The following is a 15,720-nucleotide window of genomic DNA, read 5'->3' as shown; positions in this document are numbered from 1 at the left end:
CGGCTCCCTCTCCTACCCGCCTCAGCGAGGCAAGGGTGGAGTCGTGATTCCCTGCAAGCGCCCCTGCCCCCCTACCTCCTTGTCACCACTCCAACCCCGCCCCATCCCCACGCCTGGCCCGATGTAGGGACGAAAAAAAACCGGCCCGATGGGCCGGTTTTTTTCACTGCTTAAGCCGAGATTACTTCTTGTCGGCGGGGGCAGCTTCAGCGGGCTTGGCAGCGTCAGCAGCCGGAGCAGCGCCTTCGGCGGGCTTGGCGGCGTCGGCGGCAGCGCCTTCGGCGGGCTTGGCGGCGTCAGCGGCGGGGGCAGCCGGAGCAGCGGCGGGAGCTTCAGCGGCGGGAGCGGGGGCCGGGGCCGGAGCGGGTTCTTCCTTCTTGCCGCAAGCGGAGACGGCCAGAGCAACGAGAGCAGCAACCAGGAGAGACTGTTTCATTTGTTAATTCCCTTTATGGAGGAGAAAAGGTACAGATCCGAAATATTCAGAGGCCGACCGGGGGGGATCGACCAGCCTCTAATTGTAGCACCATTTTTGAAAAAGGTAGGGGTGCTAACCATTCAAGTTCATTCCCCTCGCATTGCCGGCAAAAAGCCCGCCAACCCCGGCCAGCAGCCCGCCCCGGAGAAATTGTCAGCCTGGTATCAGCATTCAATAACTCCATAAAGGATTCCCCATATGAAAACCCGCGAAAAAGGGATGACTGAACCGACCGTCAGGCGTCGAAACGCCACTCCCCAGGAGGCCCGCAACCTGATTGCCACGACCGATTCACGGATCGTCCCGCAAGAGGCAAATGCCCCAGGGCGATGGCCCAGCAGGCCGCCGCCACTCCCCGACATTTCGCCGGGCATTGAAAATTGCCCGGCGGGCGCTAAAATCTCGCGTTTTTTCAGGGGGCTACCCTCGATGTCCCAACCTTCCCCCGACCTCGCCACCCCGGCCCTGGAGGCCGCGCCCGAAGCGCCTGCAACACCGCCCCCGGCGGCCCAGGCCAAGCCCGCCCGCGCCCCGCGCATCGCCCAGGTGGAATCCCTCGACCATGAAGGCAAGGGCGTCGCCCACGTGGACGGCAAGACCATCTTCATCGACGGCGCCCTGCCCGGCGAAGTGGTCGAATATTCCAGCTACCGCAAGAAGCCGACCTTCGAGATCGCCCAGGCGACCCGCATCATCAAGGCGGCCTCGTCCCGGGTCGTGCCGCGCTGCCCCCATTTCGGCGTATGCGGCGGCTGCGCCCTGCAGCACGCGGACCCGAGCGCCCAGGTGGCGGCCAAGCAGCGCGTGCTCGAAGACAACATGGCCCACATCGGCAACGTCAAGCCGGAAGAAATTTATTCGCCGCTCCAGGGCAGCCCCTGGGGCTACCGCCACCGGGCCCGCCTGAGCGCCCGCCTGGTGCCCAAGAAGGGCGGCATGCTGGTGGGCTTCCACGAGAAGAAGAGCAGCTACATCGCCGACATGCGCGAGTGCCACGTGCTGCCCAAGCGCGTTTCCGACCTGCTGCTGCCGCTGCGCGAACTGATCGGCGCCCTGTCGATCAGCGACCGCATGCCCCAGGTGGAAGTGGCCGTGGGCGAGCGCTGCCTGGCCCTGGTGCTGCGCGTGCTGGAACCGCTCAACGGCGCCGACGAAGAGCTGCTGCGCCGTTTCGCCGACAGCCACGGTGTCGTCTTTTACCTGCAGCCCAAGGGGCCGGACACGGTGGCCCGTTTCTATCCCCTGGATGCGCCGCCGCTCACCTATACCCTGCCTGAATTCGCCATCGAGATGAATTTCTCGCCCACCGAATTCACCCAGGTGAACTACCCGATCAACCGGGTGCTGGTGCGCAAGGCCCTGCGCCTGCTCAACCCTCAGCCGGGCGAGCGGATTGCCGACATGTTCTGCGGCCTGGGCAACTTCACCCTGCCGATCGCCCGCTCCGGCGCCCAGGTGTTTGGCGTAGAAGGCAGCGAAGCCCTGGTCAAGCGCGCCTTCGAGAACGCCCAGGCCAACGGCCTGGCCAGCCAGGTGGATTACGGCGTGGCCAACCTGTTCCTGTGCACGCCGGAGATCGTGGCCGGCTGGGGGCATTTCGACAAGATGCTGATCGACCCGCCCCGGGAAGGTGCCCTGGAACTGGTGAAATCCCTGGGCCCGGACGGCCCCAAGCGCATCGTCTACGTCTCGTGCAACCCGGCCACCCTGGCCCGGGACGCCGCGATTCTGGTCCATCAGAAGGGCTACACCCTGCGTGGCGCGGGCATCGCCAACATGTTCCCCCACACCGCCCACGTGGAGTCCATCGCATTGTTCGAGCGGGAGTAACCCTCCCCTCGCTCGACCGGCGAAGGCCGATAACGAAGAAGGCGCCCCGAGGGGCGCCTTCTTTCATTGGTGCATCCGGGGGCGGACAGGCGCGTCAGTCGCGCTCGCCGGCAAAGGCCATCAGCAGGTTCAGCAGATTGACGAAGATGTTGTAGATGTCCAGGTACACCGCCAGAGTGGCGGTGATGTAGTTGTCCTCGCCGCCGTCGATGATGCGCTTGATGTCGTAAAGCAGATAGGCGGAGAAGAGCATCACAGCCGCGGCGGAGATCGTCAGGGCCAGCGCCGGGATCTGGAAGAAGATGTTGGCCAGGGAGGCCACCAGCAGCACGATCACGCCGATGAACAGGAACTTGCCCAGGTAGGACAGATCCGTCTTGATCACCGTGGCCAGGAACGACATGGCAAAGAAGGCGCCCGCGGTGCCGGCCGCCGCCATGAAGATCAGGGAACCGCCGTTGGAAAAGCCCAGGGCGAAGGACAGGATGCGCGACAGCATCAGCCCCATGAAGAAGGTAAAGCCGAGCAGCAGGGCCACGCCCATGCTGCTGTGTTTGGTCTTCTCGATGCCCCACATGAAGCCGAAGGCGATGCCGAGGAAGAGCAGGAAGCTCACCATCGGGCTGCCGGCGAAGAAGGAAAAGCCCATCTTGATGCCGACCAGAGCGCCGATGGCGGTGGGGATCATGGACAGGGCGAGCAGCAGGTAGGTGTTCCGCAGCACACGGTTTTGCTGGACAGAACGTTCCTGAGAAGCACTGCCGGTGGTCATTTGAAACTGCGGTTGCATGGCGCTACCTCCAGAGAGAAATTGCGTTTATTTTGATCGATGCGGCGGCAACCGAGTTGCCATTGTTATGTAGCGGTTTGTCACGCTTCGTGACCCGCCGGGCTGGGGCCGGAATGCGCGCTTATGCTATCATCCGCCCCCTCGCGACGGCCTGGCCCGCGAGACGCGGATGGGTGGCAGAGTGGTTGAATGCACCGGTCTTGAAAACCGGCGGCCCGCAAGGGCTCGTGGGTTCGAATCCCACCCCATCCGCCACATCCCTACGGCCTGCCGGCCGCGTCAGAGCAGGGTCAGGGCGGAGTTTAGCGAAACCCGCCGCGCCCTTCGTAACACCAGGTAACACGCTGCGCCAGGCGGCCGGTTCCACCTACCCGCCACGCGCCGGATCATTCGGGACGGACCGCGTCAGCCCAGCAGTTTGGGGTTTCGTAGAGGCGCACCCGCTGTAGGCGCAGGTGGTTGCCGTAGGTGTCCCGGTAGACCTCGTCGAGAATCTTGAACGCTTGGCGGGCCAGATTTTCCGCCGTCGGCACGCACGGCAGCAACACCGTCTTGTGGCCGGGCATGCCCTGTAGGAAGCTCACCAGGGGCTCGTCCTGCTCGTAGGCCAGGAAGGCGTGGTCCCAGCGGTCCACGATGTGCTCCTTGGCCAGGGACTTCACCTCGGCGAAATCCATCACCATGCCGTTGGCGGCGTCGCCGTCCAACTCGATCACCTCTCCGGACAGGGTGATTTCCAGGGCGTAGCGGTGCCCGTGCAGGTGGCGGCACTGGCTCTTGTGATCGGGAATGCGATGACCGGCATCGAACTCCAGGCGGCGGGTGATCTGCATCGACGGCAACGGGAAACCCGGTGATGGCGTTACGGGGCAGCGAGTATATCATTGGCTTCCCAGGCCCCGCGGGCCCGCTGCCGCACTACCCTCTTTCCCTCGCCCGACGCCATGCTCACCCCCACCGACCACGACCGCGACACCGCCGGACTCACCTACGTCTACCCGGTGATCTCGCGGCGCGCCCGGGGCGTCTCCCTGGGGATCAACCTCAACGTCAACAACGCCTGCAACTGGGCCTGCGTCTATTGCCAGGTCCCCAACCTCACCCGCGGCGGGCCGCCGCCCGTGGACCTGGCCTTGCTGGAACGGGAACTGCGCAGCTTTCTCGAACGCCTACTGCACGGCGACTTCATGGCCCGGGAGGTGCCCGAAGACGCCCGCCGCCTCAGCGACGTGGCCTTTTCCGGCAACGGCGAGCCCACCAGCAGCCCGGAATTTCCCGAGGTGGTGGAACGGGTCATCGCCGTGCTCGACGACCTGGGCATTCGCGGTGAAGGGGGCGCCAATCTGCCTATCCGGCTGATCACCAACGGCAGCCTGATGCACCGCGAGAGCGCCCGACGCGGCGTCGCCCGCATCGGCTCCTACGGCGGCGAGGTCTGGTTCAAGGTGGATCGGGCCACTGCCGCCGGCATCGCCGCCGTGAACGGCGTCAATCTCAGCCCGGAACACCAGCGCATCAACCTGTTACGCTGCTGCGACCTGGCCCCCACCTGGCTCCAGACCTGCGTGTTCGGCCGGGACGGCCGACCGCCTGAAGAAAGCGAGCTGCAGGCCTACGTGGATTTCGCCGCCGGCGTCGCCGACCGCATCCAAGGCATCCACCTCTACGGCATTGCCCGCCAAGTGATGCAACCTGGCGGCGACCACCTGCAACGCCTGCCCGCCGCCAGCCTCGACGCCCTGGCGGGGCGCCTAAAAGAAAAAGGGCTCAAGGTGACTGTCAGTCCTTGAGCCCTCGTCCCGCGACGCGGGAACGGTGTCTTATTTTGGGGAACTAGCTTAGGCGGCCTTTTTGAGTTTTGCCTTGGCCGCTTTTTTCAGATTTTTATACAGGTCCGGTTCGAAACAGCGCAGGTACTCGATCACTTCGACGTCCTCGCGCTTGACGCGCTGGATGTCGACCTGCTCGACATGGACCAGGCGCAGCAACTCCTTGACGGGTTTGGGCATGTTGCGCCCGCTCTCGTACCGGGAACCGCCACTCTGGGTGACGCCGATCTTGGACCAAAACTGCTGTTGATTCAGACCCAGCTTGCGCCGGATCTCACGAGGATCGAGGTTCTCGATCGCCTTGACGTTGCTCATGATGAAAGCCTCTCTAAACACGGTGCTCAAGTCCGCAGCTTGTGGCTGCACTTCTACCCCCTGCTCCGCTTGTCCTATCCTGAACAGGCATATGACTTAAGTTATAGACGAAGTATAACCCGATTTCATAAATTTGCAAGTAGCATTAATACGTAGTATCCGCAACCTGCGTGGGTTTCATCGAAACCAAGTCCTTACACCTAACAGGGGTATGTGGGCCACCATCTGCCAACCCGGGGGCGCAATGAGTTACAATCCCTGGTTTTTCACATACCTATTGGATAGTCGATGGCGCTGATAGTTCAGAAATATGGCGGCACGTCTGTAGGCACGACGGAACGCATCAGGAACGTGGCCAAACGGGTGGCCAAGTTTAGGGCCATGGGGCACGACCTGGTGATCGTGGTTTCCGCCATGAGCGGCGAGACCAACCGCCTGATCGGCCTGACCAAGGAAATTACCGGCTCCCCCGCCCCGCGGGAAATGGACGTGGTGATCTCCACCGGCGAGCAAGTGACCATCGGCCTGCTATCCATGGCCCTCGAAGCCGAAGGTATCCCCGCCCGCAGCTACACCGGCGGCCAGGTGCGCATCCTCACCGACAGCACCCACACCAAGGCGCGCATCCTCGCCATCGACGAAGAGAACATGCGCCGCGACCTGAACCAGGGCCGCGTCGTGGTCGTCGCCGGCTTCCAGGGCATGGACGAGCACGGCAACATCACCACCCTGGGCCGCGGCGGCTCCGACACCACCGCCGTGGCACTGGCCGCCGCCCTGCGTGCCGACGAATGCCAGATCTACACCGACGTCGACGGCGTGTACACCACCGACCCGCGCATCGTCCCGGAAGCCCGCAAGCTCGACCGCATCACCTTCGAGGAGATGCTCGAGATGGCCTCCTTGGGCTCCAAGGTCCTGCAGATCCGCTCCGTCGAGTTCGCCGGCAAGTACAAAGTCAAACTGCGCGTGCTGTCCAGCTTTGAGGAAGTGGGGCAAAGCGAGGGCACGCTGATCACCGTTGAGGAAGACCGCAATATGGAACAACCGATCATCTCCGGCATCGCCTTCAACCGCGACGAGGCCAAGCTCACTGTTCTCGGCGTCCCCGACCGTCCGGGCATCGCCTACCAGATCCTGGGCCCCATCGCCGACGCCAACATCGATGTGGACATGATCATCCAGAACGTGGGCCGCGACGGCACCACCGACTTCTCGTTCACGGTCAACCGCAGCGAATTCGAGAAGGCCAAGGCCGTCCTCGAAGGCGTCAAGTCTCACATCAACGCCCGTGAAATCGTCGGCGACAACAAGATCTGCAAGGTCTCCGCCGTGGGCGTGGGCATGCGCTCCCACCCGGGCGTGGCCTCCCAGATGTTCCGCACCCTGGCCGAGGAAGGCATCAACATCCAGATGATTTCCACCTCCGAGATCAAGATTTCCGTCGTGGTCGACGAAAAGTACCTGGAACTGGCCGTGCGCATCCTTCACCGCACCTTCGGCCTGGACCAGAACGCGTAAGGCCGCAGCAGCAATCGCAGTTGATTTGACCGGGAGCTGGTAAGACGCTATTATCCGCCCCTCGCAAAAGGCAAGAGCTTCCCGCTCCTGTCTTGGAGACGTGGCCGAGAGGTCGAAGGCACTCCCCTGCTAAGGGAGCATACGGGCTAAAACTCGTATCGAGGGTTCGAATCCCTCCGTCTCCGCCAAACGATTTTTTGATGAAAACTTCAGAAAACGCTTGGCAAAGTCGAAAACGACACATATAATTCGTTTTCTCAAGTGCGCGCCCGTAGCTCAGTTGGATAGAGTACTTGGCTACGAACCAAGGGGTCGGGCGTTCGAATCGCTCCGGGCGCGCCAGCAATACCAAAAATCCAGATGTTTCGACATCTGGCTTTTTTCTTTTGTGGCAATTCTTCGCCATTCGCACGAAAACACCATGTTTTCACCAGTCGGCACCCCGACACCCCAGGCCCTTTCGGCCGAGCGCGGAAAAATATTCCATAAGAATCCCCCGTTTCGGCGACAGACGTCGGGCGATTCGCTAAAATCCCCTCAAAACTCACAGGGGATTCTCATGGACACGCTCAATCTCATCCGCGACTTCATCCACGACAAGGCCGGCACGCCGCTGGAGCAGATCACCGCCGACGCCGTGCTGCAGGAAATCGGGGTAGATTCCCTGATGCTGCTCGACCTCATGTTCGACTTCGAAGACCACCACGGCATCAAGCTCCCCACCGACACGCCGAACCCCAAGACCGTGGGCGAGTTGGTCGAGATCTTCGACAAGTACGCCACCGCCGAGCCCGCAGCGGGCGCCTGACCGATGGGCCAGCGCCGCGTCGCCGTCACCGGACTGGGCATCGTCTCCCCTTTCGGCACCGACCTGGATGACTACTTCGCCCGGCTTGCCCGGGGCGAATCCGCCATCCGCCTCTACAGCACCGACATCCCCCGCCCCTTCGCCCTGCCGGCCGTGCACTGCGCCGGCTTCGACGGCGGCGCCGAACTGGGCCGCGGCCTGGCCCACACCATGGACCGCTGCTCCCAGCTGGGGGCCACTGCCGCCTTCGCCGCCTGGCAGAACGCCGGCTTTCCCGAAAAGAGCGCTGCCGCCCTGCCCCACCGCAACGCCGGGGTGGCTTGGGGCACGGCCCTGGGCGGCACCCTGACCTTCGAGCAGGGCTACCGGGACCTCTACATGCTCGGCCGGGAGCGGGTATCGCCCCTGTCGGTGGTGCTCGGCATGAACAACGCCGCCGCCTCCCACATCTCGATCCAGCTCAAGTTGCCCGGCCCCTGCCACACCTACACCATCGCCTGCGCCTCGGCGGCGGTGGCCATCGGCGAAGCCTTCCACCGCATCCGCCGCGGCGAAGCCGACCTGATGGTCACCGGCGGCTCCGACTGCCCCCTGGGCTACGGCGTGGTGCGCGCCTGGGAAGCCCTGCGCGTGGTCGCCCCCGGCGACGAAACCACCGCCTACCGGGCCTGCCGCCCCTTCAGCGGCGACCGGGCCGGCCTGGTGCTGGGGGAAGGCGCCGCCGCCCTGGTCCTCGAAGACTGGGACCTGGCCCAGGCGCGGGGCGCCCGCATCTACGCCGAAATGGTCGGCTACGGCACCACCAGCGACCACAGCCACCTGGTCAAGCCGGAAGCCGAGGGGCAAGTCCGGGCCATCCGCGCCGCCCTGGCGGATGGAGGCCTGACACCGGAGCAGGTGGGCTACGTCAATGCCCACGGCACCGCCACCCGGGAAGGGGACCCCACCGAGATCGCCGCCCTGCGCGAGGTCTTCGGCCCCCTGGCGCCGGATCTGCCGGTGAGCGCCACCAAGTCGATGCACGGCCACCTGATGGGCGCCACCGGCGCGGTGGAAGCCCTGGTCACCACGCTGGCCCTGGCCCGCAACGTCGTCCCGCCCACCGCCTTCCTGGACGAGATCGACCCCGACTGCGCCGGGGTGCGCCACGTCACGGCCGCCCAAGGCGCGGCACCCACGGCCGAAGCGGCGCTGTCGAACTCGTTCGCCTTCGGCGGCACCAACGCGGTGCTGGCCTTCCGCCGCACTGCTTGAGCCGGGCCGCCCGGGGCCGGCGCGCCACGGTAAAATCTGCCTACCGCTCACCCGCCCGGCCCCAGGCCGGGCGGAAACCCCATAAAAACAGCACGTCCACACACCTCAGGTAATCACGGTCATGTCTGAAAACGCCACTCCCATCGATCCGGCCCTCCAGCAGGAAGTCGCCGAACTGATCGTCTCCGCCCTCAACCTCGACGTCGCCCCCACCGACATCGCCCCCGCCGACTCCCTCTACGGCGAAGGCCTGGGCCTGGACTCCATCGACATCCTCGAAGTCGCCCTGGTGGTGTCCAAGCGTTACGGCTTCCAGCTGCGCGCCGACAACGAAGACAACGTGCGCATCTTCCGCTCCCTGGAAAGCCTGACCCGGCACATCGCCGCCAACCGCACCAAGTGATGCCCCTGCTGGCGCGCCTGCTCCGGACCGGCCGCTGGGTGCTCCTGGCGGGCCTGGCCGCGAGCTACCCGCTCCTGGCGCACTACACCACGGCCCACCAGGCCGCGGCCGTTTCCGCCCAAGGCCAGCCAGTGCCCCTCACCCTGGTCGGCGCCCTGGTGGCCGTGGCCCCGGCCACCCTGATCGCCCTGGCCGTGGCCTGGCGATCCCCCAGGCGCACTCTCTGGCTGGCGGCCCTGGCCGCCGTCCTGGGATTGCTGGCCTGGCAGCGCGCGCTGCTCGAAGCCCACTTCAGCTGGGTCTACCTGGCCGACCACGTGGTCAGCAACGTACTGCTCGGCGTCTTCTTCGGCCGCACCCTGCTGCCGGGCCGCACGCCCCTGTGCACCACCTTCGCCATCATGGTTCACGGCCCCCTGTCGGCGCAGATGCTGCGCTACAGCCGCCAGGTGACCGTGGCGTGGACCACCTTCTTCGCCACCGTCGCCGCCATTTCCCTGCTCCTCTTCGGCTTCGCCCCCCGGGAAACCTGGTCCGTGTTCGCCAACCTGCTGGCCTTTCCCCTGGTAGCCGCCATGTTCGTGGCCGAATACGCCGTGCGCCTGATCAAGATGCCCTGGATGCGCCACGAAGGCAGCATCCTCGACGGCGTGCGCGCCTACCTGCGCTCCTCCCGCGAGGGGGCAGCACCGGCTGCGCCGCCCCAACCCCGCTCCTAGGGCCACCGCCCGCCTGGTCGTCATGGATTCCTCGCCTCTCGTCGCCCACGTCTCCCCCGCTGCCACCATCGCTTACCGGGAAACCGCCCCGGGCATCCTGCGCGCCGTTCCGGTCCGGGAATTCCTTGCCGACGTGGCCCGGGTGGCCGCCGCCATGCCCGCGGGCGGCTACGTCCTCAACACCTGCGCCGACCGCTACCGCTTCACCGTAACCCTGGCGGCGGCCATCGTCAGCGACCGGATCAGCCTGCTGCCATCCACCCACACGCCGGAAACGGTGCGGCGCATGCGCGATTTCGCCCCGGACGTGTTCTGCCTCACCGACCAGGCCGACAGCGCCATCGACCTACCGACCTGCCACTATCCGGAAGCCTCGGCCGAGGCAGGCGAAACAGGCAATCTTCCCGACGTGCCGGTGCCCCGCATCCCCGACGGGCGCTGCGTTGCCTACGTGTTCACCTCCGGCTCCACCGGCGCCCCGGTGCCCCACGCCAAGCACTGGGGCAACCTGGTGCGCAATGCCCGGGCCGAGGCCCGCCACTTGGCCAGCGCCTTTGGCGGCCAGCCCCCCGCCATCGTCGGCACCGTCCCGCCGCAGCACATGTACGGCTTCGAATCCACCGTGCTGCTGGTGCTGCAATCCGGCGGCGCCCTCCACGGCGGCCGGCCCTTCTATCCGGCCGACATCGCCGCCGCCCTCGCTGCCGTGCCCCGGCCCCGGATGCTGGTCACCACCCCCTTCCACCTGCGCTCCCTGCTGGCCGAAGCCGACAGCGTGCCCCCCGCCGACCTACTGCTGTCGGCCACCGCGCCCCTCTCCCAGCAACTGGCCCGGGAAGCCGAGGAACGCTTCGGCGCCCCCCTCATGGAAATCTACGGCAGCACCGAGACCGGCCAGATCGCCACCCGGCGCACCACCGCCGGCGCGGCCTGGAAGACCTTCCCCGGCGTGTCCATCCGCGCCGAGGCCGGCGACGACCCGGAGGAACCCTCCCGCTTCTTCGCCACCGGCCTGCACCTGGACCAGCCGGTGCCCCTGGGCGACATCCTGGATCTGCAGGACGGCGAGAACTTCATCCTGCTCGGACGCAGCGCCGACCTGATCAACATCGCCGGCAAGCGCACCTCCCTGGCCTACCTCAACCACCAGCTCACCGCCGTGCCCGGCGTGACAGACGGCGCCTTCCTGATGCCCGACGAGGAGGCCGCGGACGGGGTCACCCGCCTCACCGCCTTCGTCGTCGCCCCGGGGCTCACCGCTGCCGCCGTCCTCCAGGCCCTGCGCGAACGGGTGGACCCGGTCTTCCTGCCCCGCCCCCTGGTGTTCGTGGCCGCCCTGCCGCGCAACGCCACCGGCAAGCTGCCCCGGGATGCCCTGCGCGCCCTCCAGGCCCAGGCGGAAACCGCCCGGCGCCCCGGGAGCGACGCATGACGACCACGCTGTCGCTGCGCATCGCCCCGGACCATCCGGCCCTGGCCGGGCACTTTCCCGGCAATCCGATCGTCCCCGGGGTAGTCCTGCTCGACCTGGCCATCCGTGCCCTGGCCCGCCGGGGCGGTCTGGACGAGGCGGGCATTCAGCTCGGCTCGGCCAAGTTCCTCGCCCCGGTGCGCCTGCCCGCCGGCAGCGGCGACGCCGAGCTCGTCCTGTCCTGGAGCGGCAGCCTCGCCGCCGGCGGCACGGTGCGTCTGGAACTGAGCGCCGCCGACGGCACCCGGGTGGCCAGCGCCGCCCTCACCTGGCTCGTCGCTCCGGACGCATGAGCGCGCCGATGCCCCTTCCCCCCGCCCCGCCGCCCCGGGCCGAATGGGCCACCCGGCCGGAACGCAGCAGCATGTTCTGGCTGCGGGTCATGACCTGGATTTCCCTGCGCCTGGGTCGCCCCGCCGCCCGGCTGGTGCTGCACCTGATCGCCGCCTATTTCCTGGCCTTCTCCCCCGCCGCCCGGCGCGCCTCGCGGAACTACCTGGCCCGGGTGCTCGACCGGCCGCCGCGGCTGGGCGACCTGTACCGCCACTTCCACACCTTCGCCACCACCATCCACGACCGGGTCTACCTGATCAACGATCGCTTCGACCTGTTCGACCTGGAGATCGTCGGCGAACACATCATCCAGGACATCGGCGCCCACGGCCGCGGCGCCTTCCTCATGGGCGCCCACCTGGGCAGCTTCGAAGCGGTGCGTGCCCTGGGCCGACGCTACCCGCGCCTGGACTTCGCCACCCTCATGTACGAGGACAACGCCCGCAAGATCAACGCCATGCTCTCGGCGATCAATCCCCGGGTGCAGCACAACCTGATCCCCCTGGGCCGGCTCGATTCCATGCTCAAGGTGCGCGAGGGGCTGGATGCGGGCATGGTCGTCGGCATCCTGGCCGACCGCTCCTTGGACGCGGGGGCCTGCGTCGAACTGCCCTTTCTCGGCGGCACCGCCGCCTTCCCCCTCGGCCCCTTCCGCATGGCGGCCATGCTGCGCCGCCCGGTGGTCTTCATGGCCGGCCTGCACACCGGCGGCAACCGCTACCATATCCACTTCGAATTGATCGCCGATTTCAGCGACACTCCCGCCGGCGGCCGGGACGCGGCCGTGCGCGCCGCCCTGGCCCGCTACTCCGCCTGCCTGGAAGCCCAGTGCCGGCGCGCGCCCTACAACTGGTTCAACTTCTTCGATTTCTGGCAGCCCCGCGACACGCCGGCCATCCCTTAGCCCCTGGCCCTTAGCCCCCTCTCGCCCCACGACGATACGACGAGCCCTGCGATGCTCCTTCACTTCTCCCGGCTCCCCCTGCCCGCCCGCCTGGCCTCCCGGGCCCTGCTCACCCTGTGCCTGGCCCTGCCGGCCGGCACCGCCCTGGCCGCCTTCGACCTGGGCCAGCTGATGCAGACCCTGGCCCAGAACCGGGGCAACCGGGCCCTGTTCGTCGAAAAGAAATACCTGGCGGTGCTGGACAAGCCGGTGGAATCTTCCGGCGAACTGCTCTACGTCGCCCCGGACCGGCTGGAAAAGCGCACCCTCAAGCCTCGCCCCGAGTCCCTGGTGCTCGAAGGCGGGCTGCTGACCATCGAGCGGGGCAAGCAGAAACACCAACTGGCCCTACAGGACTATCCGGAAGTGGCCGCCTTCGTCGAAAGCATCCGCGGCACCCTGGCCGGGGACCGCAAGGCCCTGGAGCGGGTCTACGGCCTGCGCCTGGAAGGCACGCCGGAACGCTGGACCCTCTACCTGCTGCCCAACGACCCGAAGATGGCTGCCCTGGTATCGCGCATCAGCATCGCCGGCGTCCGGGGCGACGTGCGCAGCATCGAAATCCTCCAGGCCGACGGGGACCGCTCGGTGATGTCCATCGAACGGGCACCCGGATCATGAGCCGCGCCGGCTTCCGCCCCCGGCTGGCCGCCCTCGCCCTGTGGCTGGCCTTCGTCGCCGCCTGTCTGGCGGTGATCGCGCGCAGCCATTTCACCGCCGACCTGACCGCCTTCCTGCCCAAGACGCCCTCCGCCGAGCAGCAGGTGCTGGTGGATCAGCTCAAGGACGGCGTGGTCTCGCGCATGATCCTGCTGGGCGTCGAAGGCGCCGACGTGCCCACCCGGGCCGCCCTGTCCCGGGCCCTGGGCGCCGCCCTACGCCAGGACAAGCAATTCTCGGCGGTGGCCAACGGCGAATCGGTGAGCCTGGAACGGGACCGGGAACTGCTCTTCGCCCACCGCTACGCCCTTTCCCCGGCGGTCACCCCGGAACGTTTCACCGCCGCCGGCCTGCATGACGCCATCGCCGAGAGCATCGACCTGCTCGCCTCCCCCGCCGGGCTGCTGCTGAAGAGCCTGCTGCCCCGGGACCCCACCGGCGAGATCGTCGCCCTGCTCTCGGAACTCGATTCCGGCCAGCGCCCCGCCGACAAGGGCGGGGTATGGGCCTCCCGGGACGGCAGGCGGGCCCTGCTGGTGGTGCAGACCCGGGCCGCCGGCTCCGACACCGACGCCCAGGAGCAGGCCATCGCCGCCCTGGGCAGCGCCTTCGCCGCCGCCCAGGACAAGGTGGCAGCGGACCGCCCCGCCGCCCGGGAAGCCCGGCTGGTGATGACCGGCCCCGGCGTGTTCTCGGTTTCGTCCCGGGCCACCATCAAGGACGAAGTGGCCCGCCTGTCCCTGATCAGCACCGCCATCATCGCCACCCTGCTGCTGGTCATCTACCGCTCGGTGCCGGCCCTGGTGCTGGGCCTGCTGCCGGTGGCCTCCGCCGCCCTGGCCGGTGTGGCGGCGGTGAGCCTGGGCTTCGGCCTGGTGCACGGCATCACCCTGGGCTTTGGCACCACCCTGATCGGCGAGGCGGTGGACTACGCCATCTACTTGTTCGTCCAGTCGGAAAAACGCGAGCCCGGCGCCGGGGCCGACGCGGGCTGGGTGAAATCCTTCTGGCCCACCATCCGCCTGGGAGTGCTGACCTCGGCCAGCGGCTTCGCCGCCCTGCTCTTCTCCGGCTTCCCCGGCCTGGCCCAGCTCGGGCTCTACTCCATCGCCGGCCTGCTGGCAGCCGCCCTGATCACCCGCTACGTGCTGCCCCACCTGCTGCCGCGCAACTTCCGCGTCCGTGACGTCACCCCCCTGGGGCTGCGCCTGGGCGGCCTGGTAAGCCGGGCGCCGGCGCTGCGCTGGCCCCTGCTGGCCGTGGCCGTGGCCGCCCTGGTGGTGGTCGGCCAGCACCACGACCATATCTGGAACCGGGAGCTGGGCGTTCTTTCGCCGGTAGCCGAGGCCGACCAGCGGCTCGATGGCGAACTGCGCGCCGACCTGGGCGCCCCGGACGTGCGCTACCTGGTGGTGGTGTCCGCCCGGGACGAGGAGAGCGCCCTGCGCCTGGCCGAGGGCGTCGGCGACCGGCTCAACGGGCTGGTGGATGCCGGCGTGCTGGCCGGTTTCGAGAGCCCAGCCCGCTTCCTGCCCAGCCGCGCCACCCAGAACCACCGCCTGGCCAGCCTGCCCGAGAGCGACGAACTGCGCCGCCGCCTCGCTACCGCCCTTGCCGACCAGCCGCTGCGCGCCGAGCGGCTCGCCCCCTTCATCGCCGACGTGGCTGCCGCCCGCAGCCAGCCCCCCCTGACCCGGGCCGACCTGGAAGGCTCGTCCCTGGCCCTGGCGGTGGACTCCATGCTGGTCCGCCACGCCGAGGCGGATGGCCAGCCCCCCCAGGTCACCGTCCTGCTGCCCCTCAAGGCGCCCCGCGCCGGCGACCAGACCGGCAACGTGGACGTGCCCCGCATCCGCGCCGCCCTGGCCGAGGTGCCGCTGCCGACGGGCCAGGCCGCCCCCCTGCTGGTGGACATGAAGAACGAGATGCAGGGCCTCTACGCCAACTACCTGCACGAAGCCATCCTGCTTTCCCTGGCCGGGGTCGGGGTGATCGTCGTGCTGCTCGCCGCCACCCTGCGTTCGGCCCGCCGCGTCGTCCAGGTGCTGCTGCCCCTGGTGGCCGCTGTGGCCATCGTCGCCGCCGGCCTGCTGCTGGCCGGCCAGCAGCTCACCATCCTGCACCTGATCGGCCTGCTGCTGATCGTGGCGGTGGGCTCCAACTACGCCCTGTTCTTCAACCAGGGCACCCTGGCGCCGCGCACCCTGGCCTCCATCGTGCTGGCCAACGTCACCACCGTGGCCGGCTTCGGCGTCCTGGGGCTGTCCAGCGTGCCCATCCTCAAAGCCGTCGGCGCCACGGTGGGCCCCGGCGTGGTGCTGGCCCTGGTCTTTTCGGCCATCCTCGCCCAGCGCAAGGCCGACTGA

At 67.6% G+C, this 15,720-nt stretch carries 16 protein-coding genes and 3 tRNA genes; 15 read left to right on the top strand and 4 right to left on the bottom strand.

Annotated elements, in window-relative coordinates:
* Window positions 1-181 precede the first annotated feature (181 nt).
* The gene (locus LWW89_RS10035) at window positions 182-436 is read right to left on the bottom strand and encodes a hypothetical protein (protein ID WP_293263841.1); all 255 of its coding nucleotides are present in this window, start codon (window positions 434-436) and stop codon (window positions 182-184) included.
* Window positions 437-907: 471 nt separating this feature from the next.
* On the opposite strand from LWW89_RS10035, the gene rlmD reads away from it, so the two are divergent.
* Window positions 908-2,308: a 23S rRNA (uracil(1939)-C(5))-methyltransferase RlmD gene (rlmD, locus tag LWW89_RS10030; protein ID WP_293263840.1), complete on the top strand. Its 1,401-nt coding sequence runs from the start codon at window positions 908-910 to the stop codon at window positions 2,306-2,308.
* A gap of 94 nt (window positions 2,309-2,402) precedes the next feature.
* Here the strand turns inward: rlmD and LWW89_RS10025 are convergent, their stop codons facing one another.
* Window positions 2,403-3,032, bottom strand: coding sequence for a Bax inhibitor-1 family protein (locus LWW89_RS10025; RefSeq protein WP_293263839.1), 630 nt, complete (start codon window positions 3,030-3,032; stop codon window positions 2,403-2,405).
* 233 nt (window positions 3,033-3,265) lie between these two features.
* Between LWW89_RS10025 and LWW89_RS10020 the strand changes: the two genes are divergently transcribed.
* Window positions 3,266-3,353, top strand: a tRNA-Ser gene (locus tag LWW89_RS10020).
* 131 nt (window positions 3,354-3,484) lie between these two features.
* Here LWW89_RS10020 and queD read toward each other — a convergent pair.
* Entirely contained in the window at window positions 3,485-3,931 is a 447-nt protein-coding gene (gene queD / locus LWW89_RS10015) for a 6-carboxytetrahydropterin synthase QueD (RefSeq protein WP_293263838.1), read from the bottom strand.
* A gap of 111 nt (window positions 3,932-4,042) precedes the next feature.
* Here queD and LWW89_RS10010 point away from each other — a divergent pair, with 111 nt between their 5' ends.
* Complete coding sequence (locus tag LWW89_RS10010; RefSeq protein ID WP_293263837.1) at window positions 4,043-4,888, top strand: radical SAM protein; 846 nt, start codon at window positions 4,043-4,045, stop codon at window positions 4,886-4,888.
* 48 nt (window positions 4,889-4,936) lie between these two features.
* Here the strand turns inward: LWW89_RS10010 and LWW89_RS10005 are convergent, their stop codons facing one another.
* The gene (locus LWW89_RS10005) at window positions 4,937-5,242 is read right to left on the bottom strand and encodes a helix-turn-helix domain-containing protein (protein ID WP_293263836.1); all 306 of its coding nucleotides are present in this window, start codon (window positions 5,240-5,242) and stop codon (window positions 4,937-4,939) included.
* A 288-nt stretch (window positions 5,243-5,530) separates the two neighbouring features.
* Between LWW89_RS10005 and LWW89_RS10000 the strand changes: the two genes are divergently transcribed.
* The 12 genes from LWW89_RS10000 (at window position 5,531) to LWW89_RS09945 (ending at window position 15,720) form a co-directional block, all read left to right on the top strand.
* Window positions 5,531-6,763, top strand: coding sequence for an aspartate kinase (locus LWW89_RS10000; protein ID WP_293263835.1), 1,233 nt, complete (start codon window positions 5,531-5,533; stop codon window positions 6,761-6,763).
* 94 nt (window positions 6,764-6,857) lie between these two features.
* A tRNA-Ser gene (locus LWW89_RS09995) sits at window positions 6,858-6,951 on the top strand.
* A gap of 77 nt (window positions 6,952-7,028) precedes the next feature.
* Window positions 7,029-7,105 (top strand) — tRNA-Arg (locus tag LWW89_RS09990).
* Between the two features lie 217 nt (window positions 7,106-7,322).
* The gene (locus tag LWW89_RS09985) at window positions 7,323-7,571 is read left to right on the top strand and encodes an acyl carrier protein (RefSeq protein WP_293263834.1); all 249 of its coding nucleotides are present in this window, start codon (window positions 7,323-7,325) and stop codon (window positions 7,569-7,571) included.
* A 3-nt stretch (window positions 7,572-7,574) separates the two neighbouring features.
* Window positions 7,575-8,825: a beta-ketoacyl-[acyl-carrier-protein] synthase family protein gene (locus tag LWW89_RS09980; RefSeq protein WP_293263833.1), complete on the top strand. Its 1,251-nt coding sequence runs from the start codon at window positions 7,575-7,577 to the stop codon at window positions 8,823-8,825.
* 121 nt (window positions 8,826-8,946) lie between these two features.
* The gene (locus LWW89_RS09975) at window positions 8,947-9,228 is read left to right on the top strand and encodes a phosphopantetheine-binding protein (protein ID WP_293263832.1); all 282 of its coding nucleotides are present in this window, start codon (window positions 8,947-8,949) and stop codon (window positions 9,226-9,228) included.
* Window positions 9,228-9,947 (top strand): hypothetical protein, encoded by a 720-nt coding sequence (locus tag LWW89_RS09970; protein WP_293263831.1) that lies wholly within the window; start codon window positions 9,228-9,230, stop codon window positions 9,945-9,947. The genes LWW89_RS09975 and LWW89_RS09970 overlap by 1 nt, the downstream gene beginning before the upstream one ends.
* Before the next feature lie 22 nt (window positions 9,948-9,969).
* Window positions 9,970-11,379 (top strand): AMP-binding protein, encoded by a 1,410-nt coding sequence (locus LWW89_RS09965; RefSeq protein ID WP_293263830.1) that lies wholly within the window; start codon window positions 9,970-9,972, stop codon window positions 11,377-11,379.
* Window positions 11,376-11,711: a hypothetical protein gene (locus tag LWW89_RS09960; protein WP_293263829.1), complete on the top strand. Its 336-nt coding sequence runs from the start codon at window positions 11,376-11,378 to the stop codon at window positions 11,709-11,711. The genes LWW89_RS09965 and LWW89_RS09960 overlap by 4 nt, the downstream gene beginning before the upstream one ends.
* 8 nt (window positions 11,712-11,719) lie before the next feature.
* Window positions 11,720-12,655: an acyl-CoA synthetase gene (locus LWW89_RS09955; RefSeq protein WP_293263828.1), complete on the top strand. Its 936-nt coding sequence runs from the start codon at window positions 11,720-11,722 to the stop codon at window positions 12,653-12,655.
* A gap of 51 nt (window positions 12,656-12,706) precedes the next feature.
* A complete protein-coding gene (locus LWW89_RS09950) occupies window positions 12,707-13,315 on the top strand; it encodes a LolA-related protein (protein ID WP_293263827.1) in 609 nt (202 codons plus the stop codon).
* Entirely contained in the window at window positions 13,312-15,720 is a 2,409-nt protein-coding gene (locus LWW89_RS09945) for an MMPL family transporter (protein WP_293263826.1), read from the top strand. Before LWW89_RS09950 ends, LWW89_RS09945 begins: the two co-directional genes overlap by 4 nt.

It is taken from the genome of Oryzomicrobium sp. (genome assembly GCF_021287045.1).
In the GTDB taxonomy this organism is placed as follows: domain Bacteria; phylum Pseudomonadota; class Gammaproteobacteria; order Burkholderiales; family Rhodocyclaceae; genus Oryzomicrobium.
This window is presented reverse-complemented; position numbering and strand designations above follow the sequence as displayed.